The sequence below is a fragment of the Janthinobacterium glycogeni genome, from assembly GCF_051380725.1.
GTDB lineage: Bacteria > Pseudomonadota > Gammaproteobacteria > Burkholderiales > Burkholderiaceae_D > Janthinobacterium.
The window spans coordinates 78,402-97,611 of sequence record NZ_JBNYXP010000006.1; the positions used below are offsets into that span (position 1 = coordinate 78,402).

The 19,210-nt window shown below is 61.7% G+C and carries 25 protein-coding genes and 1 tRNA gene; 12 read left to right on the top strand and 14 right to left on the bottom strand.

Annotated features, from left to right (window positions below):
• Positions 1 to 12: 12 nt before the first annotated feature.
• From gspK to gpmA, 9 genes are all read right to left on the bottom strand, one after another.
• Complete coding sequence (gene gspK / locus ACQ4W4_RS15425) at positions 13 to 981, bottom strand: type II secretion system minor pseudopilin GspK (RefSeq protein WP_436542742.1); 969 nt, start codon at positions 979 to 981, stop codon at positions 13 to 15.
• Positions 978 to 1,601 (bottom strand): PulJ/GspJ family protein, encoded by a 624-nt coding sequence (locus ACQ4W4_RS15430; protein WP_436542743.1) that lies wholly within the window; start codon positions 1,599 to 1,601, stop codon positions 978 to 980. The genes gspK and ACQ4W4_RS15430 overlap by 4 nt, the downstream gene beginning before the upstream one ends.
• Positions 1,601 to 1,978: a type II secretion system minor pseudopilin GspI gene (gene gspI, locus ACQ4W4_RS15435; protein ID WP_436542744.1), complete on the bottom strand. Its 378-nt coding sequence runs from the start codon at positions 1,976 to 1,978 to the stop codon at positions 1,601 to 1,603. The genes ACQ4W4_RS15430 and gspI overlap by 1 nt, the downstream gene beginning before the upstream one ends.
• Entirely contained in the window at positions 1,978 to 2,472 is a 495-nt protein-coding gene (locus ACQ4W4_RS15440; RefSeq protein WP_436542745.1) for a GspH/FimT family pseudopilin, read from the bottom strand. Before ACQ4W4_RS15440 ends, gspI begins: the two co-directional genes overlap by 1 nt.
• Positions 2,473 to 2,484: 12 nt before the next feature.
• Entirely contained in the window at positions 2,485 to 2,937 is a 453-nt protein-coding gene (gene gspG, locus ACQ4W4_RS15445) for a type II secretion system major pseudopilin GspG (protein WP_070220887.1), read from the bottom strand.
• Positions 2,938 to 3,031: 94 nt separating this feature from the next.
• Positions 3,032 to 3,793, bottom strand: a complete 762-nt coding sequence (locus ACQ4W4_RS15450; RefSeq protein WP_436542746.1) for a HesA/MoeB/ThiF family protein — start codon at positions 3,791 to 3,793, stop codon at positions 3,032 to 3,034.
• 8 nt (positions 3,794 to 3,801) lie between these two features.
• Positions 3,802 to 5,295: a S41 family peptidase gene (locus tag ACQ4W4_RS15455; RefSeq protein WP_436542747.1), complete on the bottom strand. Its 1,494-nt coding sequence runs from the start codon at positions 5,293 to 5,295 to the stop codon at positions 3,802 to 3,804.
• Positions 5,296 to 5,342: 47 nt separating this feature from the next.
• Positions 5,343 to 6,797 carry a murein hydrolase activator EnvC family protein gene (locus ACQ4W4_RS15460; RefSeq protein WP_436543006.1) on the bottom strand — a complete coding sequence of 485 codons (1,455 nt, stop codon included), beginning with the start codon at positions 6,795 to 6,797 and terminating at the stop codon, positions 5,343 to 5,345.
• A 76-nt stretch (positions 6,798 to 6,873) separates the two neighbouring features.
• Positions 6,874 to 7,620, bottom strand: coding sequence for a 2,3-diphosphoglycerate-dependent phosphoglycerate mutase (gene gpmA, locus ACQ4W4_RS15465; protein WP_436542748.1), 747 nt, complete (start codon positions 7,618 to 7,620; stop codon positions 6,874 to 6,876).
• Positions 7,621 to 7,726: 106 nt separating this feature from the next.
• On the opposite strand from gpmA, the gene ACQ4W4_RS15470 reads away from it, so the two are divergent.
• The 5 genes from ACQ4W4_RS15470 (at position 7,727) to ACQ4W4_RS15490 (ending at position 10,823) form a co-directional block, all read left to right on the top strand.
• A complete protein-coding gene (locus tag ACQ4W4_RS15470) occupies positions 7,727 to 8,143 on the top strand; it encodes a rhodanese-like domain-containing protein (protein WP_092798635.1) in 417 nt (138 codons plus the stop codon).
• A 27-nt stretch (positions 8,144 to 8,170) separates the two neighbouring features.
• Positions 8,171 to 8,437, top strand: a complete 267-nt coding sequence (gene grxC / locus ACQ4W4_RS15475) for a glutaredoxin 3 (RefSeq protein WP_070220900.1) — start codon at positions 8,171 to 8,173, stop codon at positions 8,435 to 8,437.
• Between the two features lie 160 nt (positions 8,438 to 8,597).
• Positions 8,598 to 9,071, top strand: a complete 474-nt coding sequence (gene secB, locus ACQ4W4_RS15480; RefSeq protein WP_010394167.1) for a protein-export chaperone SecB — start codon at positions 8,598 to 8,600, stop codon at positions 9,069 to 9,071.
• A gap of 181 nt (positions 9,072 to 9,252) precedes the next feature.
• Positions 9,253 to 9,714, top strand: a complete 462-nt coding sequence (locus tag ACQ4W4_RS15485) for an SH3 domain-containing protein (protein WP_436542749.1) — start codon at positions 9,253 to 9,255, stop codon at positions 9,712 to 9,714.
• Between the two features lie 68 nt (positions 9,715 to 9,782).
• Positions 9,783 to 10,823, top strand: a complete 1,041-nt coding sequence (locus ACQ4W4_RS15490) for an NAD(P)H-dependent glycerol-3-phosphate dehydrogenase (protein ID WP_436542750.1) — start codon at positions 9,783 to 9,785, stop codon at positions 10,821 to 10,823.
• A 10-nt stretch (positions 10,824 to 10,833) separates the two neighbouring features.
• Here the strand turns inward: ACQ4W4_RS15490 and ACQ4W4_RS15495 are convergent, their stop codons facing one another.
• From ACQ4W4_RS15495 to mscL, 4 genes are read right to left on the bottom strand one after another with little or no spacing between them, the layout of a single operon-like run.
• Complete coding sequence (locus ACQ4W4_RS15495; RefSeq protein ID WP_436542751.1) at positions 10,834 to 11,178, bottom strand: cupin domain-containing protein; 345 nt, start codon at positions 11,176 to 11,178, stop codon at positions 10,834 to 10,836.
• Between the two features lie 15 nt (positions 11,179 to 11,193).
• The gene (locus ACQ4W4_RS15500; protein WP_436542752.1) at positions 11,194 to 11,886 is read right to left on the bottom strand and encodes a DUF2461 domain-containing protein; all 693 of its coding nucleotides are present in this window, start codon (positions 11,884 to 11,886) and stop codon (positions 11,194 to 11,196) included.
• A gap of 21 nt (positions 11,887 to 11,907) precedes the next feature.
• Complete coding sequence (locus tag ACQ4W4_RS15505) at positions 11,908 to 13,068, bottom strand: Do family serine endopeptidase (RefSeq protein WP_436542753.1); 1,161 nt, start codon at positions 13,066 to 13,068, stop codon at positions 11,908 to 11,910.
• Between the two features lie 41 nt (positions 13,069 to 13,109).
• Entirely contained in the window at positions 13,110 to 13,559 is a 450-nt protein-coding gene (mscL, locus tag ACQ4W4_RS15510) for a large conductance mechanosensitive channel protein MscL (RefSeq protein WP_070280021.1), read from the bottom strand.
• A gap of 412 nt (positions 13,560 to 13,971) precedes the next feature.
• On the opposite strand from mscL, the gene petA reads away from it, so the two are divergent.
• The 7 genes from petA (at position 13,972) to ACQ4W4_RS15545 (ending at position 18,785) form a co-directional block, all read left to right on the top strand.
• Positions 13,972 to 14,580 carry a ubiquinol-cytochrome c reductase iron-sulfur subunit gene (petA, locus tag ACQ4W4_RS15515; RefSeq protein WP_070289471.1) on the top strand — a complete coding sequence of 203 codons (609 nt, stop codon included), beginning with the start codon at positions 13,972 to 13,974 and terminating at the stop codon, positions 14,578 to 14,580.
• A gap of 2 nt (positions 14,581 to 14,582) precedes the next feature.
• A complete protein-coding gene (locus ACQ4W4_RS15520; protein WP_436542754.1) occupies positions 14,583 to 15,995 on the top strand; it encodes a cytochrome b in 1,413 nt (470 codons plus the stop codon).
• 36 nt (positions 15,996 to 16,031) lie between these two features.
• A complete protein-coding gene (locus ACQ4W4_RS15525; RefSeq protein WP_436542755.1) occupies positions 16,032 to 16,796 on the top strand; it encodes a cytochrome c1 in 765 nt (254 codons plus the stop codon).
• A 120-nt stretch (positions 16,797 to 16,916) separates the two neighbouring features.
• Entirely contained in the window at positions 16,917 to 17,528 is a 612-nt protein-coding gene (locus tag ACQ4W4_RS15530; protein WP_010394154.1) for a glutathione S-transferase N-terminal domain-containing protein, read from the top strand.
• Positions 17,529 to 17,763: 235 nt separating this feature from the next.
• Positions 17,764 to 18,276, top strand: a complete 513-nt coding sequence (locus tag ACQ4W4_RS15535) for a ClpXP protease specificity-enhancing factor (protein WP_436542756.1) — start codon at positions 17,764 to 17,766, stop codon at positions 18,274 to 18,276.
• 26 nt (positions 18,277 to 18,302) lie between these two features.
• A tRNA-Thr gene (locus tag ACQ4W4_RS15540) sits at positions 18,303 to 18,378 on the top strand.
• Positions 18,379 to 18,578: 200 nt separating this feature from the next.
• On the top strand, positions 18,579 to 18,785 hold the full coding sequence (locus ACQ4W4_RS15545; protein ID WP_034753599.1) for a dodecin: 207 nt from the start codon (positions 18,579 to 18,581) through the stop codon (positions 18,783 to 18,785).
• 40 nt (positions 18,786 to 18,825) lie between these two features.
• Here ACQ4W4_RS15545 and ACQ4W4_RS15550 read toward each other — a convergent pair whose 3' ends face one another.
• Positions 18,826 to 19,137, bottom strand: coding sequence for a hypothetical protein (locus ACQ4W4_RS15550; RefSeq protein ID WP_436542757.1), 312 nt, complete (start codon positions 19,135 to 19,137; stop codon positions 18,826 to 18,828).
• Between the last annotated feature and the right edge of the window lie 73 nt (positions 19,138 to 19,210).

Here is a 19,210-nt window from a genome sequence, read left to right on the forward strand (position 1 = left end):
CGCTTTCAGCTGTTAATTTTCCCGCAGCCAGACCAGGCTGGTGGTGCGCTGCGGATCCGTTTTACGATTGACGAGCGCCACGGCATCGAGGGCGGCGCGGTCCAGCCGCACGCGGATGACGGTGAGGAAGTAGCGGCTCTTCACGTCCAGCTCGACGCCCTCAATCACACTGCCATTGATATTATTCTTGAAGTTTGCAAAATCGACAAACTTTTTACGCGGATTGCTCAAGGTCAGCGCGCTGGCTTCGGACAGCGACAGCATCGTCACGGCCGCCAGCACCTCGGCCGGCGCCGTATTCACATTCACGGGCGTGATTTCCGGCAGCACGATGATGAAATCGCGCAGCTTTTCGATGATTTGCGGCGTATAGCCGGGCACGGCCAGCAAGTCCTCGACTTGCGTGAACGCCACCGGTTCGCTGCTGCCGCCCGTGGCGGCGGGGGCGGCGGGCGTTTTGCCATCGCTGCCGGCGGCGCGCGGTTTCGGCCGCGCGCGCAGCACGGCATCGGCCGTCGCCTGCGCCAGGGAACTATCGAGCTGCAGGTTGGACAGCAGCCGCTGGTAGGCCTGCACGTAGGGCTGGCTGACGATGCCCGTGGCGGTGGCCAGGTTGGTGATATTGAAACGCGCCTGCGCATCGAGCGCGCGGCCCGAGACGGTGGCGTCGAATTTTTCCGTGTCGACCTTTTCGCGGTCCACGTAATCGTCGAGCCGCGCTTCCTCGATGGGCGTGGCCCACACGCCATCGAGCGCCGTCAGCATGGGATTGTCCTGGCGCAGCCAGAAGCGCGCGAAGTCGACCATGCCGCGCATGGCCCACTGCGTCTGCAGGCGCAGGCGCTGGTTTTCCATCGAGCGCACCTGCACCTGCTGCTGCCAGAACAGGCTGGCGACGACGGTGATGGCCAGCGCCGTCAGCAGCAGGGCCGTGATGACGGCCACGCCGCGCTGGCGAGCAGGAAAGGAAAAACGCTTCATCCCGGTCCCAGTAAAAAGACTTTGGACAGGCCCGCGTCCTGGCCCGGCATCTGCAAGGTCACTTCCAGGCCCGGCACTTGCGTGGAGATGGTGGCGCCCGCCGTCAGCACGTTCCAGGCGCCGTTGCTCCAGCCGCGCATGACCATGCTGTCGACGCCGCGCATCAGCGTCACGTCGGCGCTGGAGGTATCGGTATCGTCGCGCGCCGCCTGCCACAGGGTGTCGAGCACGGCCAGGTCGCGCGTGCCGTTCGACTCGCGCCGCGTCAGCACGCCGCCGCGCAGGCGATAAGTGACCACTTGCAACTGCTGCGGCTCCTGCTCCGACGCGGCCAGGCGCACCAGGGTCAGGCGGTCGTTTTCCGCTGTCAGGTTGACGCGGCCATTGAGCAGGTTGTTGTTCTGGCCGGCGCCGGCCAGGTGGTCGCAATCGCTCTGCATCTGGGCAAACGCCAGCTGCATGCCACGCGCCTGCTCGAGCTGGCTGGTCAGCACTTCGCGCGAGCGCATGATGCTGTCCAGGCCGCGCCAGCCCAGCACGGCGACCATGGCCAGGATGCCGATCGCCACGAGCAGCTCGATCAGGGTGAAACCACCAGCGGGGACAGGGCGGCGCGCCATCAGTCGTTGAAGGCCAACAAAACCAGGCGCACGATGCGCCGGGCCGGATATTGCACGTCATACACGTTGACGCGCACTTGCCGGATGCGGGGATTCGGCGTGGCCACCACTTCCTCTTCACAGATCAGCTTTAGGTCGCCCTGCGGGCAGTCGACCGTGCGCTTGCCCGTCTGCGGGAAGGTCTTTGCCAGGCGCAAGCGCACCAGGTGGTTTTCCGCCGACCAGGTGGCCATCATGGCGCTGCGCAAGCCGTCGCTGTTCTGCGTCAGGCTGCCGACGGCGCGCAAGGACGCGCCCAGGGCCGTGCCGACGATGACGAGGGCGACGAGGACTTCCAGCAAAGTGAAGCCGCGCTGGCGGCGAAACGAGCGCCGCATCATTGCTCGACCGTGAAGTGGCCGATGCCGTCGGCGCGGATGGCCACGCTGCGCTCGCCGCTGGCCAGGGTCAGCACGAAGGGCTTGTCGACCGGTTCACGGCCGAAAATGATGCGCAGCGGCTGGGCCACGCTGTTCGACGGCTGCACGCTGAGCAGCATGGGCGTGTTGGCAAACGCGCGCTCGCGCAGCAAATCGTCCTGCGTCACGGGTTGCCACAGCTTTTCATTGAGGACCAGGAAACGGTATTGATTGTCGTCCGCCTCGAACGCCACTTGTCGGCTGCGCACGATGGCTTCATCGCGCGCCAGCTGCAGCAGCAGGGCGATGCGCTCGGCTTCCTTTTGCAGCGCCTGCTGGCCATTCGGCATGGCGTTCAGCGACACCAGGCCCAGAGTGACGCCGATGATGACCATCACCACCAGCAGCTCGATCAGCGTGAAGCCGCTGGCGCGTGGCCGGGGCAGTGCGCGACCGGTGCTCATGGCAGGCATGCAATGGAAAACTTACAGTTCCCAGGAACCGATATCGGCATCGTCACCGCTGCCGCCAGGCTGCCCGTCGGCGCCCAGCGAGATCAGGTCGACTTCGCCCTTCACGCCCGGCGACAGATACTGGTATGGGTTGCCCCATGGATCTTTCGGCATCTTTTCCAGGTAGCCGCCCGCCTTCCAGCCGTTCGCGGCCGGTCCCGTGGTCGGTTTTTCGATCAGCGCCTGCAAGCCTTGCTCGGTGGTCGGGTAGCGCTGGTTATCCAGGCGATACAGTTTCAAGGCTTGCATCACGGTGGCGATGTCGACCTTCGCCGCCGCCACTTTCGACTCGCCCGTGCGGGCGATCAGCTTGGGCACCACCAGCGACGCGAGGATGCCCATGATCACCACCACGACCATGATTTCGATCAAAGTAAAGCCGCGCGCGCGGCGCTGGCGTATCGGATGGTTTGCTGCGTTTTGCATAAGAAAGGGAGAAGAAGGTGAGTAATGAGAGCAGAGTATAAAGCGGAAATATGACAAAGCCTGTCATATGGGGAAAAATTTGTGCGGGGGCCTGTCAGGCCGGCAAGACCACTTTGCCGCAAACGGCGCAGCCGGGGTCGCGCGCGACGCGCATGCTGCTCCATTCCATGTGCAAACCGTCGAGCAGCAGCAGCCTCCCGGCCAAGGATTCCCCCGCGCCCATGATCAGCTTTAAGGCCTCGGCCGCCTGCATGGCGCCCACCACGCCCACCAGCGGCGCGAACACGCCCATGGTCGAGCACGCCTCGTCCGTGAACTGCTGCTCCTGTGGAAACAGGCAGGAATAGCAGGGCTGGGTGCCCGTGCGCGGGTCGAACACGCTCACTTGCCCGTCGAAACGGATCACGGCGCCCGACACCAGCGGCACCCCGGCCGCCACGCAGGCGCGGTTGACGGCGTGGCGCGTGGCGAAGTTGTCGGTGCAGTCGAGCACCACCGTTGCCGACAAGACCAGTTCGTCCAGGCGCGCGCCGTCGAGACGCTCCTGCAAGGCGATGATGTCGATCTCGGGATTGATGCCGGTCAAGGTTTCGCGCGCCGACAGCACTTTCGGCTGGCCCACGCGCGCCGTGGTGTGGGCGATCTGGCGCTGCAGATTGGTCAGATCGACCGTGTCGTCATCGACCAGGGTCAGCTTGCCGACGCCGCTGGCGGCCAGATACATGGCCGCCGGGGAGCCGAGCCCGCCCGCACCGATCACCAGCACATGCGCGTCGAGCAAGGCTTGCTGGCCTTCGATGCCGATCTGGTCCAGCAGGATATGGCGCGAATAGCGCAGCAGTTGAGCGTCGTTCATGGCGGCGACTACGGTTTTTGCACAGGAATCTTCTTGTCTTCGGCCTTGATGTCGGAAGCGATTTCCGGCTTGGCGCCGATCTTCTCCACCTTGGCATCGGCCTTGGCCAGCTGCACCGGCAAGCCCTGGAAGTGGTTCAAGGCTTGCTGCAGCTGGAAATCGTCCTTGGCGCCGTATTCGAGCGGCTTGCGCTTTTTCGCCGTGGCAATCAGGCGCTGCTCTTCTTCCAGCTGATCCTGCATGCCTTCCATGGTCGGCTTGGCCGCTTCCGGCTTGCCATCGTTGCTGCTCAGATGTTTTTCCAGGTCCGCCTCGCGCACGCGCAGGCTGTTCCAGCCGTCGCCCTCGGCCGTTTCATCGACCAGCAAGTCGGGCACGATGCCGCGCGCCTGGATGGCGCGGCCTTTCGGCGTGTAGTAGCGGGCCGTCGTCAGCTTGACGGCCGTGTCGGCCGTGATCTGGCGCAAGGTTTGCACGGAGCCCTTGCCGAACGTCTGCGTGCCGATGACGGTGGCGCGCTGGTAATCCTGCAGGGCGCCGGCGACGATTTCCGAGGCGGACGCGGAACCGGCATTGACCAGCACCACCAGCGGCACGGTTTTCAGCGCGGCCGGCAGCTTGGCCAGCGGATCGGCCTTGGCGCCCGGCGGCGCATAGAATTCGCGGCGGCCATAAAACACCTGTTTCGACTCGGGCAACTGACCCTTGGTCGAGACGATCACGGAGTTACCCGGAAGGAATGCGGTCGCCACGCCGATGGCGCCCGGCACGACGCCACCGGGATCGTTGCGCAAGTCCAGCACCAGGCCCTTGAGCTTGGGGTCTTGCGCATACAGCGCGTTGATCTTTTTGACCATGTCCTCGACGGTCGGTTCCTGGAACTGGGCGATGCGCAGCCAGGCGTAACCAGGCGCGACCATCTTGGCCTTCACGCTTTGCACGCGGATTTCCTCGCGCACGATGGGGAAGACCAGCGGCTTGCTTTCGCCCTTGCGCGACATCGTCAGCACCAGCTTGGTGCCCGGCTGGCCGCGCATCTTCTTGATGACTTCTTCCAGCTGCAAGCCTTTCAGCGGGATGTTGTCGAGGCGGGTGATCAAATCGCCCGCCAGGATGCCGGCCTTGGCGGCCGGGCTGTCCTCGATGGGCGAGACGACTTTCACGTAGCCGTCTTCCATGCTCACTTCGATGCCGATGCCGACAAACTTGCCCTGCACACTTTCGCGCATTTCCTTGAAGGCATTTTTATCCAGGTAGACGGAATGCGGGTCCAGCGACGAGACCATGCCGGAGATGGCTTCCGTCAGGAGTTTCTTGTCTTCCACCTTCTCGACGTAATCGGTCTTGATCAGGCCGAAGACGTCGGACAGCTGGCGCAGCTCGTCGAGCGGCAGCGGGGCATTCGTGATTTTCTGCGCCACGGCCGGGAACTGCAGCGACATGCCGATGCCGGCCAGGACGCCCAGACCGATCAGGCCGATACTTTTGACTTTGATACCCATGTATTCTTCGCAATCTACAAATTCGCTGCCGCAGCAATGGTGGGAACTTAAAACTTCACCCAGGTGGCGGGATCGAAGGCGCGGCCCTGATGACGCAATTCAAAGTATAGCCCTGATTCCTCGTTGCCGCCGCTGTTGCCCGCGCTGGCGATGGCGTCGCCGCCCTTGACGGCGTCGCCCACCCGTTTCAGCAAGGATTGGTTATTGCCATAAATACTCATGTACTGGCCGCCATGGTCGACGATGATCAAATTGCCGAAACCGCGCAGCCAGTCGGAAAACACCACGCGCCCGCCGGCGATGGCGTGGATCTCGCTGCCTTCGCCCGTGCGGATGAACACGCCCTTCCAGCTGGGACCGTCACCGCGCTTGCTGCCGAAGCGGGCGGCGATCTTGCCCGCCACGGGCGCGCGCAGCTGACCTTTCAGGCTGGCAAAGGCGCCGGCCGGCGCGGCCGGGCCCAGGCTCGGGCGTTCCGGCTCCGGTTCCGGCTTCGGTTCCGGCTTCGGCGCCACCTTGGCCACTTGCGGCGGCTCGTCGTCGTCGATCGGTTCCAGCTTCACGGGCGGCGGTGGCGGCGTCTGCGGCTTGATCTTGCCCGATTTGTTTTGTTGTTCTTTCGCCAGGCGTTCTCGTTCGGCCTGCGCCTGAGCGGCCTTGGCGCGCGCGGCCAGCTGGCGTTCGCGCTTTTCCGCCGCGATCCTGGCGTCGGCGGCCGCTTTCGCGGCGGCCCGTTGCTCGGCCAGCAATTCCTGGCGCTTTTTCTCGGCGGCGGCCTGCTCTTCGATCAGTTTCGCCAGCTTGTCGACCAGGTTGCCCATGCGCTGTTCGTCGCGCTCGACATTGCCCACTTCCTTGCGCTGCGCCACCAGGCGCTGCGACAAGCTCGTCAGCAAGGCGGCGCGGCGCGCCTTCTCCTGCACCAGCAAGGCCTTCTGGTCGCGCTCTTCCTGCGCGATTTCTTCCAGTTCATCCTTGGCGTTCTGCACGTCCGCCTGGTTTTTCTCCACGGCCAGCAAGTTGGCGCGCAAGGCTTCCAGCAGGCGCGCCTGTGCCTGCGACACATAGGCCATCAATTGCAAGTCGCGGTTGATGCGGTTGGGGTTGTCGCCCGACAAGAGCAGCTTGATGCGGTCTTCGTTGCCGGCGACATATTGTTCACGCAGCAACTTTGACAGCTGCGTCTTCTGTTTCTCGACGGTGGCCGTCAATTGCTGGTGCTCCTGCCCCAGCGCATTGAGTTTCACGCCCGTCGCGCTTTGTTCCTGCGCCAGGTCGCGCAAGGCGCGGTTGGCGTTGGAAATGGCCTCTTCCGACTCGGCCAGGGTATCGGCCGCGTCATCCTTGGCGCTTTCCGTGCGGCTGATGTCGCGCTTGAGCGCCGTCAGCTTTTGTTGCAATCCAGCACGTTGTGCTTCCGCGGCCGCCTTCTGCTTGCTGCGTTCGGTGGGCTTGGCACCCTGTGCGGCACCACTCGAGAAGAGCAGCGCTGCGCACAGCATGGCGCCGGCGCGCCACGCCGGCAGGGGTCGTTCAGCAGAGGGGGCGATCGCTGTGCCGCGGAAGAAAGACAACAAGTTACTTGGCCTTCCCTTGGTTCGCCACGGCTGCTTGCGCTGCCGCAATCGCTGCCGGGTCGCCCAGGTAGTAATGACGGATCGGTTTCAGGTCGGCGTCCAGTTCATACACGAGCGGCTGGCCGTTCGGGATGTTCAGGCCGACGATGTCGCTGTCGCTGATGCCATCGAGCATCTTGATCAGCGCGCGCAGGCTGTTGCCGTGGGCCGAAATGATGATTTTCTTGCCGGCGCGGATGGCCGGGGCGATTTCTTCATCCCAGGCCGGCATCACGCGCGCCACGGTGTCTTTCAGGCATTCGGTCAGCGGAATCGACGCTTTCGGCAAGCCGGCGTAGCGCGGATCGTTGAACGAGGCGCGCTCGTCGTCTTCCGCCAGCGGCGGCGGCGGCGTGTCGTAGCTGCGGCGCCATACCAGCACTTGCTCGTCGCCATACTTGGCAGCTGTCTCGCCCTTGTCCAGGCCTTGCAGGGCGCCGTAGTGGCGCTCGTTCAAGCGCCAGTCGTTCTTGATCGGCAGATACATCATGTCCATCTCGTCGAGCGCCAGCCACAGGGTGCGAATGGCGCGCTTCAGGACGGAAGTGTAGGCCACGTCGAACGTAAAACCTTCCTGCTTGAGGATCTGGCCGGCGGCCTTGGCTTCGTTGATGCCCTTTTCCGTCAGATCGACGTCGGTCCAGCCGGTGAAGCGGTTATCGAGGTTCCAGGTGGACTCGCCGTGACGCATGAAAACGATTTTGTACATAGTTCTATCTTCTCAAGGGGTTCAAATCAAAAAAGCAAAACGTAAAAAGACCTCGTCCAGCTTCTATTTTATAATGCGCGGATTGACTTAAACCATTGGACCCTACGTGAAATTCATTATCGACCACATTTTTCTGTTTGCCATCGTCATTATTTCCGGCGGCGCCCTCCTCTGGCCACTGCTGTCGATGCGCGGCAAGCGCGCGACCGTGCTGGAAGTCACGCAACTGATCAACCGTGGCAAGACCATCATCGTCGACGTGCGCAGCCCGGAAGAATTCGCCACGGGCCACTTGCCTGACGCCAAAAATATTCCGCTGCCGGAACTGGCAAAACGCCTGGGCGAGCTGGAAAAATTCAAAACGCGCCCCATTGTAGTGGTTTGCCAGAAAGGTTCGCGTTCGGCAACCGCCGTCGGCCTGCTGGGCAAAGCCGGTTTCGCTGAGGCAACGAGCCTGGAAGGCGGCCTCGACGAATGGAAAAAGCAGGGTTTGCCATTGAAAACCCTGTCGCTGGCGAAGTAAGCCGGCATTTAACTAGAAGGAATCATCATGACCGTCCCCGTAATTGTGTATAGCACCGCCGTGTGCCCGTATTGCGTGCGCGCCGAGCGCCTGTTGGAAGCCAAGGGCGTGGCCGTGCAAAAGATCCGCGTCGACCTCGACCCGGAAGAGCGCATCAAGATGATGGAACGCACGGGCCGCCGCACCGTGCCGCAGATCTATGTGGGCGATACCCACGTGGGTGGATTCGACGATTTGTATGCGCTCGATCAAGCTGGCAAGCTCGACCCCTTGTTAAATGGCACGGCAGCCTGATATAAAGCGGGTTCGAGAAATTGCTTGGTTTTTTGTCGTATTGTTTTGATACAATTGCCCTCGCACCTGATCTGGCCGCGCCTACCCGGCGCGGTTTGAATACCGCAAGCACCATATTTGAACGGTGTGCCGTTCTTGTCCTTTACAACGAAAGCGTTCCATGTCTGACGAAAACCTGCAACCAGTCTTCCAAATCCAACGCGTCTACCTGAAAGACATGTCGCTGGAACAACCAAATTCCCCAGCTATTTTCCTGGAACAAGAAGCGCCAGCGATCGAAGTGGCACTGGACGTGGGCGCTGCACCTCTGGCCGACGGTATCTTCGAAGCCACCGTGACCATCACCGTGACCGCCAAAGTCGGCGATAAAGTCGCTTTCCTGGTCGAAGGCAAGCAAGCCGGTATCTTCGAAGCACGCAATATTCCTGCCGATCAACTCGATCCACTGCTGGGAATCGGCTGCCCGAACATCATCTACCCTTACCTGCGCGCCAACATCGCCGACGTGATCACCCGTGCCGGCTTCCCGCCAGTGCACCTGGCCGAGATCAACTTCGAAGTGTTCTACCAACAACGTCTGCAAGCTATTGCTGACGCCGCTGCAGCAGCGCCCGCAGCTAGCGAAACGCACTAAGAACATCTCACCAAACCTGCTGCGCGGCGCGCCTTGCGGCCTGCGAGGCTCGCTGTGCTCTAGCACAGCTGCGCTTCTCGGCCACAATGCACTGCCGCTCGCGGCGGTTTTGTGAGTGTTCTATACTGCAGGTAAGAAACGGCGGCCTGGCCGCCGTGTTTCGTTAAGGTTCAAAAATATCATGTTGAAAAGTGCGCTCTTGAGCAAGTTCCGCTGGATGGCCGGCGCCGTGCTGCTGCTGGCGACCGCCGCCAGCCACGCCGTCGATTTCAAAACGGTGGGCGCCGCTCCCGTGATCCTGTACGACGCGCCATCCTCCAAGGGCGGCAAGCTGTACGTGGCGCCGCGCGGCATGCCGCTGGAAGTCGTGCTCAGCTACGGCGACTGGGTCAAGGTGCGCGACGCCAGCGGCGAAATGGCCTGGACGGAAGCCAAGGGCCTGTCGGCCAAGCGCAACGTCGTGGCGCGCGCCGCGAACCTCAAGGTGCGCGCCAGCCCCGACGACACCGCCTCCGCCATCATCCTCGTCGACAAGGGCGTGCTGCTGGAAATGAGCGAGCAAGCGAGCTCCGGCTGGGTCAAGGTGCGCCACAAGGATGGCCAGAGCGGCTACGTCAAGACCAGCGAAGTGTGGGGCCTGTAAGCCCCGCCCTGCGCACCGGGCGACCGGCCCGGGCGCCGCACCCGTTTCTTCCGCCCCACTGAGGTTGCATGCAAGTTTCTCCAGATACATCTCCCGCCGCCAAGGCCCTGCCCCGCAAGATCACCATCCTCGGCGCCGGCGCCTGGGGCACGGCCGTGGCCATGGCCCTGGCCGGCCGCCACGACGTGCTGCTGTGGGGCCGCAACGGCGAGGCCATGGCCGCCATGGCCGCCAGCGGTGAAAACAGTTATTTGCCGGGCTTCCCTTTGCCGCCGCAGCTGCGCATCAGCGCCGATTTCGACGCCGCCGTCGCGCATGCCAGCGGCGAACTGGGCCTCCTGATCGCCGCCTGCCCCGTGGCAGGCTTGCGCCCCATGCTGCAGCAACTGAAAAACAAGGCCATCGGCAACCTGGTGTGGCTGTGCAAAGGCTTTGAAGGCGGCACGGGCCTGCTGCCGCACCAGATCGTGCGGGAAGTGCTGGGAGATGCCATCCCCGGCGGCGCCCTGTCCGGCCCCTCGTTTGCGCAGGAAGTGGCGCGCGGCTTGCCGTGCGCGCTGACCATCGCCTCGCACAGCGCGCCATTGCGCGGCGCCGTCGTCTCGGCCTTGCATGGCGGCACCATCCGCGTGTATGCGAGCGAAGACCTGGTGGGCGTGGAAGTGGGCGGCGCCGTGAAGAACGTGCTGGCCATTGCCACCGGCGTGGCAGACGGCCTGGGCCTGGGCTTGAATGCGCGCGCCGCGCTGATCACGCGTGGCCTGGCGGAAATCACGCGCCTGGGCACGGCCCTGGGTGGCCAGACGGAAACGTTCATGGGACTGACGGGCATGGGCGACTTGATTCTGACGTGCACGGGCGACCTGTCGCGCAACCGCAGGGTCGGCCTGGGCCTGGCGCAAGGCAAGGCGCTGGAGACCATCGTGGCCGAACTCGGTCACGTGGCCGAAGGCGTGCCCTGCGCCAAGGCTGTGCGCGAACTGGCGCGCCGCATGGGCGTCGACATGCCGATCACCAATGCGGTGGCGGGCGTGCTGTTCGACGGGGATTTGCCGCACGTGATGGTGCAGCAGCTGCTGTCGCGCGATCCGCGCGCCGAGGCGGCTTGACAGGAAAAACCTAGCGCCCCGCCTTGTGCATGAGTATAGTCAGCAGCAATAAGCTGTCTTCGCGCGCTTCCAGGGCGTGCGCCTGGCCGCCCAGCAGGTACAGCACCTGCCCCGGCCCCAGCAGGTGCACGCCGCCATGCGCCTGCACCGCCACCTGCCCTTGCAGGCATAGCAGGGTGATCTCGCCGAGCACATGATGCTCGGGCATGGTCTTGCCCTTGGGCATGCACATGCGGATCAATTCCAGTTCGTCCGTCCTGGCCAGCGCGATGGCGGAAAACTGCGACAGGTCGTCGCCGTCCCTGCGCAGCACCTCGATCACCTGTCCTGAACTTGCGTGCTCCAGTGCCATCATGTGCTCCTTCGGCAATTACTCGGTGACTTCCTCCGGCTCTTTCGCGCCGCGCATCCATTCCACCAGTGGCCATGCATCCTTCAAGCCTTCCGCCAGGGTCGGCAGCAGTTTCTCGGGTTCGTTCACGGGCAGCGGCACTTCGGTCCAGACAAAAAAGCTTTTCAGCTTGATGAATTCGATATGTTCGGCGTCCGCCTCGAAGCCCTTGGGCGGGCGCTGCAGCTTGCCCTCGTTCTGGATGGTGCCGAAACGTGCCTTCAAGCGCTTATTTTTCAGCACTTTGGAAAAACCTGGCGCGTCGTTGACCATGTGTTCGCGCAGCGCCTTCAGGCGGCCTGGCGGCGGCATGTATTCGCCGGCGCCGAACAGCAGATTGCCCTGGCCATCGATCTGCAGATAATACGTGGGACCGCCCGCCTTGCTGGGACGGCGCATGTCGTTTGGCGCGATGGCGGCCGAAAAACGCGTCTTGTACGGGCTCTTGTCGTGCGCGAAACGCACGTCGCGGTTGATGCGGAACAAGGCCTTCTTCGGATTGCAGTATTTCACGGCCGGGTCGAACTTGCCGAGTTCAGCAATGAGTGCAGTCACCAGCGCCAGGAATTCCTCACGCAGGATGTCGTAGCGAGGCTTGTTCATGACAAACCAGGGACGGTTGTTGTTGTCGCTCAGTTCACGTAAAAATTGGGTCAAGTCACGTACATGCATGTGTCAAATTCCGATCAGCAACTATTTGGAAAGCTCTTTCGGGATGGGGCGCTTGCCCACCATCACGTCGAATGCCGCTTCGCGATTCTTGCGCAGCACCGTCATTTTAGCTTTTTCACCGGGCGGCAGTTGGGCGATCAGGTTGAGCATTTCCGTCGTGTCGCCCACGGCCTTGCCTTGCACCGTCAGCAGGATGTCGCCGGGTACGATGCCCGCCTTGTCGGCCGGGCCGTTGCGCACCACGCCGGCGATGATGGCGCCGCTGGTGCGCTGCAGGTTGAAGCTTTGCGCCAGCTCGGGTGTGATGTCCTGCGTTTCCACGCCGATCCAGCCGCGCACCACGTGGCCATCCTTGATGATGGCTTCCATCACTGTCTTGGCCGTCGAAACGGGAATGGCGAAACCGATGCCGACGGAACCGCCGCTTTGCGAGTAAATCGCCGTATTGATGCCGATCAGATTGCCGCGCGTATCGACCAGGGCGCCGCCCGAGTTGCCGAAGTTAATCGCCGCATCCGTCTGGATGAAGTTTTCAAAGCTGTTGATGTGCAGGTTGTTGCGGCCCAGGGCGGAGATGATGCCCATGGTCACCGTCTGGCCCACGCCGAACGGATTGCCGATGGCCAGCACCACGTCACCCACGCGCGCCAGTTCCGACTGGCCCAGCACGATGACGGGCAGCTTGTCGAGGTTGATCTTGATGACGGCCAGGTCCGTTTCCGGGTCCAGGCCCACCACCTTGGCGGGCGCCTTGCGGCCGTCGGTGAGCACCACTTCGATTTCGTCGGCGCCTTCGACCACATGGTTGTTGGTCAGCACATAGCCTTCATGGCTGACGATCACGCCCGAGCCGAGGCTGTTTTTCAAGTCCTCGTCATCCTCGCCGTCCGGGTCGCGGTCGCCGAAGAAACGTTTAAAGAAGGGATCGCGCGCCAGCGGATGGGCGCCGCGCTTGGGCACTTGCAGGGTGAGGATGTTGACGACGGCGGGCATGGCGCGCGCCGCCGCGTCGCGGTAGGAACCGGGCGCCAGGCTGCTCGACGCCGTTTCCACCACGGGCACCGGTTTCGCGGGAGAGCCCAGCTGCTGTACCCGGCTCGCCGGGCGCAGCGCGCCGTACACAAAGTACAGCGCCAACGCGATCGTCACGGTTTGCGCAAACAATAACCAGAATCGTCGCATACAGTTCTCTGCCCAGGTCAGCCGGCCGGTGCCGGAACGACTTATTTTGCCAGATCGTTGCTATTCTGTCCGTTCTTCTGCAGGGAGTCGCGGATTTCACGCAGCAGCACGATGTCTTCCGGCGTGGCCGGTGCCGGTGCCGGCGCGACCGGTTCGCTGCGGCGGGCCTTGTTCATCAGGCGCACCATCTGGAAGATGATAAAGGCAAGAATGATGAAATTGAGCAGAATGGTCAGGAAGTTACCGTAAGCCAGCACGGCGCCCGCCTTTTTCGCTTCCACCAGGGTCATCGTCGTGGCCTGGCCATTCAGGGGCAGATAGTAATTGGCGAAATCGAGGCCGCCAAAAATGCGGCCGATGGGCGGCATGATCACGTCTTGCACCAAGGAATCGACAATCTTGCCGAAGGCGCCGCCGATAATGACACCGACCGCCAGATCGACGACGTTGCCTTTCATTGCAAATTCTTTAAATTCCTTCATCATTGCCATGAATTTCTCCTTCGGATAGATATAAAAACATGCCGATCATACTATTGATTCCTGGGGATGCCAACTTGTGGTTGCCGGCAGGACCAATTCGTGCACAGCCGCGCGCATCTAGTTCGAAAGAACTAGCCACCTCCTGCAAAAGTATATAAATTATGGTACAAGCAACGTTTTTGTTTTATTCGTTGTTTGCTTCACTTATAATTTGCGGTTGCCAGAAGTGGCTTTTTCACTTCCGGATAATCAACAAGAAACTGGCACGGGCTGCGCCATAGTCCGAAGTTCCGCAGGGATGTTGCCACTTTACCGTACAAAGATGCGGGTTGCGGCAATCAGTGGGATAGAGCTTCGGCGACGGGTTTTTCGCGGCTGCCACTCATAATAAAGATTCGCATTTTGACTGATTGGGGTTTGCATGAGTAACGAAAAGCAGGTCGATTCAGGCCGTCGCGGCTTGCTCGTCGCCACGTGCGCGGCGGGCAGTGTAGTTGGATTGGCAACCGCGGGAGCCTTGGTAAGCACCTTCCAGCCGTCGGAGCGCGCGAAAGCGGCTGGCGCGCCGGTCGAAGTAGACATCACCACCTTGCAACCCGGCGAAATGCGCACCGTCGAATGGCGCGGCAAGCCGGTCTGGATCCTCAAGCGCACGCCGGAAATGGTCGCGTCGCTGAAAAAGACCGACGGCAAAGTCGCCGACGCCAATTCCCAGCGCAATCCCGCCGAATTCACGCCTGAATACTGCATGAACGAATGGCGCTCGATCAAGCCTGAAATTCTCGTCGCCGTCGGCATCTGCACCCACCTGGGCTGCTCCCCTTCCTCGAAATTTGCCCCCGGCCCGCAACCGTCGCTGCCCGATGACTGGGAAGGCGGCTTCCTGTGCCCTTGCCACGGCTCCACCTTCGACATGGCAGGCCGCGTGTTCAAGAACAAGCCGGCGCCGGACAACCTGCAAGTGCCGCGCCATATGTACCTGAGCGACACCAAATTGCTGATAGGTAAAGACGAGAAAGGCGAGGCTTGATCATGGCTGCTTTCAAAGAAACGAAATTCCCGGCAGACGCTCCCGTCGCCGAAAAAGCGCTGGGCTGGGTCGATGACCGCTTTCCCCTGACCAAGCTGTGGAACGACCAATGGGGCAAGTACTACGCCCCGAAAAACTTCAACTTCTGGTACATCTTCGGCTCGCTGGCCATGCTGGTGCTGGTGCTGCAGATCGTCACCGGCATCTTCCTGACCATGCACTACAAACCGGATGCGGCCCTGGCCTTCAATTCCGTCGAGTACATCATGCGCGAAGTACCGTGGGGCTGGCTGGTGCGCTACATGCACTCGACGGGCGCCTCGGCCTTCTTCATCATCGTCTACCTGCACATGACGCGCGGCCTGCTGTACGGCTCGTACCGCAAGCCACGTGAGCTGATCTGGCTGTTCGGTTTCGCCATCTTCCTGTGCCTGATGGCCGAAGCGTTCTTCGGCTACCTGCTGCCATGGGGCCAGATGTCGTACTGGGGCGCGCAAGTGATCGTCAACCTGTTCGGCGCCATCCCGTTCATCGGCCCTGACCTGTCGTTGTGGATCCGCGGCGACTACGTCGTTTCCGACGCCACCCTGAACCGCTTCTTCGCCTTCCACGTGATCGCCATCCCGCTGGTACTGCTGGGCTTGGTCGCAGCGCACTTGATCGCCCTGCATGAAGTCGGCTCGAGCAATCCGGACGGCATCGAAGTGAAGGAAAACCTGGGCGCCGATGGCCACCCGGTCGATTCGATCCCTTCGCATCCTTACTACACCGTGCATGACCTGTTCGGCGTATCGATCTTCCTCGTCATTTTCAGCGCCGTCGTCTTCTTCGCGCCGGAAATGGGCGGTTACTTCCTGGAATACAACAACTTCCTGCCGGGCGACTCGCTGAAGACCCCGCTGCACATCGCGCCAACCTGGTACTTCACGCCGTTCTACTCGGTGCTGCGCGCCACCACGGCCGACTTCATGTACGTGCTGATGGGCGCCGTGGCCGCCTACGTGGTGTTCATCTGGCTCAAGTCGCGGCTGTCGACGACGGTCAAGTCCATGATCGCCGGCATCGCCATCGTCGCCATCATCGGCATGCTGCCGCAGGTGCTTGATGCGAAATTCTGGGGCGTGGTGTTCTTCGGCGGTTCCGTCGTGATCCTGGCCTTCCTGCCATGGCTCGACCATTCGCCCGTGAAGTCGATCCGCTACCGTCCGACCTGGCACAAATACATCTATGCCATCTTCGGCCTGTCGTTCCTGATCCTCGGCTACCTCGGTACCCAGCCGCCAACGGACTTCAGAACCATCGTGTCGCAAGTGTGCACCCTGATTTACTTCAGCTTCTTCCTGCTGATGCCATGGTGGAGTGCCATGGGCAAGTTCAAGACCGTGCCGTCGCGTGTGACGTTTCACCCGCACTAAGCCGCTCTCACGCCACGCTCAAAGGACATACATCATATGAAGATTGCAAAAAAACTGCTCGCCATCCTGGCACTCGTGCCTGCCATGGCTCTCGCCAGCGAAGGCACCTTTCCGCTGGACAAGGCGCCTGACCGCCAGACCAACATGGCGGCGCTGCAACATGGCGCCAAATTGTTCGTCAATTATTGCTTGAATTGCCACGCCGCCGTGTCGATGCGCTACAACCGCCTGCGCGACCTGGGCTTGACGGAAGACCAGATCAAGCAGAATCTGCTGTTCTCCAGCGATAAAGTCGGCGACCTGATGACGACGAGCCTGGCGCCGCAAGACGCCAAGGCTTTCTTTGGCGTCGTACCGCCCGATTTGTCGGTAATTTCGCGCGCGAAATCATCTTCCGCTGGCACAGGCGGCGACTACCTGTATACTTACCTGCGTACGTTCTATAAAGACGACACTCGTCCGACCGGCTGGAACAACATGGTCGTGCCGAATGTTGCCATGCCGCATGTATTATGGGAATTGCAAGGTGTCCAGACTGCCAAGTTCGTGGAAGAGAACGATCCGCACGAAGCTGGCAAGAAGATCCACAAATTTACCGGCTTCGAGCAGGTCAAGCCAGGTACGTTGAACAAGATCGAGTATGACAATGCGGTAGCCGACCTGGTCGGCTACATGGAGTGGATGGCCGAACCGGCACAGCAGACACGCAAGCGCCTGGGCGTGTGGGTGCTGCTGTTCCTGTCGGTCTTTGCTCTGCTGGCATGGCGCCTTAACGCGTCGTTCTGGAAGGAAGTCAAATAAGTGAGGCGCCGGCCATAGGCCGGTTTATGCCTGTTTCTGCGTTGTCCGCATGAGTGGACAAGCGACCTGGGGTGAGCCGTTCGCGGCTTCACCCCCTTTGTTTCTAAGGAACTATAAAAAATGATGGTTCTCTATTCGGGTACAACCTGCCCATTTTCGCAACGCTGCCGCCTGGTCCTGTTTGAAAAAGGCATGGACTTCGAAGTGCGCGACGTCGACCTGTTCAACAAACCGGAAGACATTTCGACCATGAATCCGTATGGCCAGGTGCCCATCCTGGTCGAGCGCGAACTGATCCTGTATGAATCGAACATCATCAACGAATACATCGATGAGCGCTTCCCGCATCCGCAGCTGATGCCGGCCGATCCGCTGATGCGCGCCCGCGCGCGCCTGATGCTGTTCAATTTCGAAAAAGAACTGTTCGTGCACGTGCACGTGCTGGAAAGCGAACGCGCCAAGAGCAACGACAAGGCCCACGACAAGGCACGCGCGGAAATCCGCGACCGCCTGACGACCCTGGCGCCGCTGTTCCTGAAAAACAAGTACATGCTGGGCGACGAATTCTCGATGCTCGACGTGGCTGTCGCGCCGCTGCTGTGGCGCCTGGACCATTACGGCATCGAACTGTCGAAGACGGCTGCACCGCTGATGAAATACGCCGAACGCATCTTCTCGCGTCCTGCGTACATCGAAGCGCTGACGCCTTCCGAAAAGGTCATGCGCCGCTAAGATATTCCCATAAAGCTACTGCGCAGCCCGCTCTTGACCTGGCGTTACTCGCCGTACTTCAGTACGGCTGCGTTACTGAGGCCTATATCGGGCTTGCTCGCTACGCTTTCTGGGGCATCTTGGGCCAGCTGTCATTCTTGGTTCTTGTATTGATAGTTGTCCCATCGTTTCATTGAACTACCGGTGCGCCCGCCTCATGCCTGACGGCGGGCGCTCCCGCCTCACCATGCCTACCATGTCTGAAATCTCAACCAAACCTTATATGCTGCGCGCCATCTACGAGTGGTGCACCGACAGCGGCTACACGCCTTATCTTGCGGTCAAAGTTGATTCGCGCACCACGGTACCGATGGAATACGTGAAAAAGGGCGAAATCGTGCTCAACATCAGCTTCGGCGCCACCAGCGGCCTGAAGATGGACAACGACGCCATCCGCTTCCACGCCCGCTTCGGCGGCGTCTCGCGCGAAATCTACGTGCCGGTCGACAACGTGATGGCCATCTACGCCAACGAAAACGGCCAGGGCATGGCCTTCGAGCCCGTGCTGGGCAACGATGACCCGGACGCGCAACCGACGGACAGCCCCGCTTCCGCCGACGTGCCGCCGCCAGTGCTCGCCCCCGCCGCCAGCGCCCCGACCCTGTCGTCCGTGCCGACCGGCTCCCCCGAACAACGCGACAACGCCACGCCCGGCGACGACGAGCCGCCAAAAAAAGGCGGCCGTCCGACCCTGACACGCATTAAATAGCGTATAATTCGCAACGCGCAGTTTTTGCCGACTTAGCTCATTTGGTAGAGCAGTTGATTTGTAATCATCAGGTGGCCAGTTCGAAACCGGCAGTCGGCACCAGAATTCAGTAGTAAATCAAAGGGTTACCCGCTTCGGCTGGTAGCCCTTTTTTCTTTTCCCCCGCCTGCAGGACACTCCCGCAACCATTGAGACGCATTGCTGCACCGCGCAATGACGGCCAGCGCGTTTAGGCGCACTATGGGTACTTGCCAGCGAAGAACAAACTTTCGATGCCTGGCTTTCCTACCTGGGGAAACATCATGTCCGCACACACTTACAAATTGATCGAGCTGGTCGGCACGTCGACCGAGAGCAGCGATCAGGCGATACGCGATGCCATTGCCAAGGCGGCGCTGACGGTCAAGCATATGGACTGGTATGAAGTGACCGAGTCGCGCGGGCATATCGTCGACGGCAAGGTGGCGCACTTCCAGGTCACGCTGAAGGTCGGCTTCCGGCTCGAATAAAGGTATCGAGTAAAGGTATCGAGTAAAGCAAGCGGCGCGCTCAGCGCCGCCCGGCCGCTCCCCGGCTCTCCAGCCACTCCCGGCCGCCGTTGTCCAGCGCGGTCTCAATCACCTTGTCCGGCAAGCTGTAGACGGTCGCCCAGCTGGCGCGGCCGTCCTGCGTGTTGGCGGGAAAGCTGTGCGTTTCGATGGGCCAGTGGTATTTGCGCTTCAGCGCTTTCACGATGGCGGCCAGCGAGACGCGGCCTTGCAGCGGCTCGGCGCCGGACTGGTCGCGGTTCGACAGCAGCACGGCCAGGACCTGGCCGCGGCCCGTGCGTGCGCCGGGGAAGGTGGGGGTTTTGTTTGCCATGGCCTATTTTACCGGGCAATGATCGGACGAGAGGCGATGTGCCGCACCTTTGATCTGGCACAAGCCTGACGGC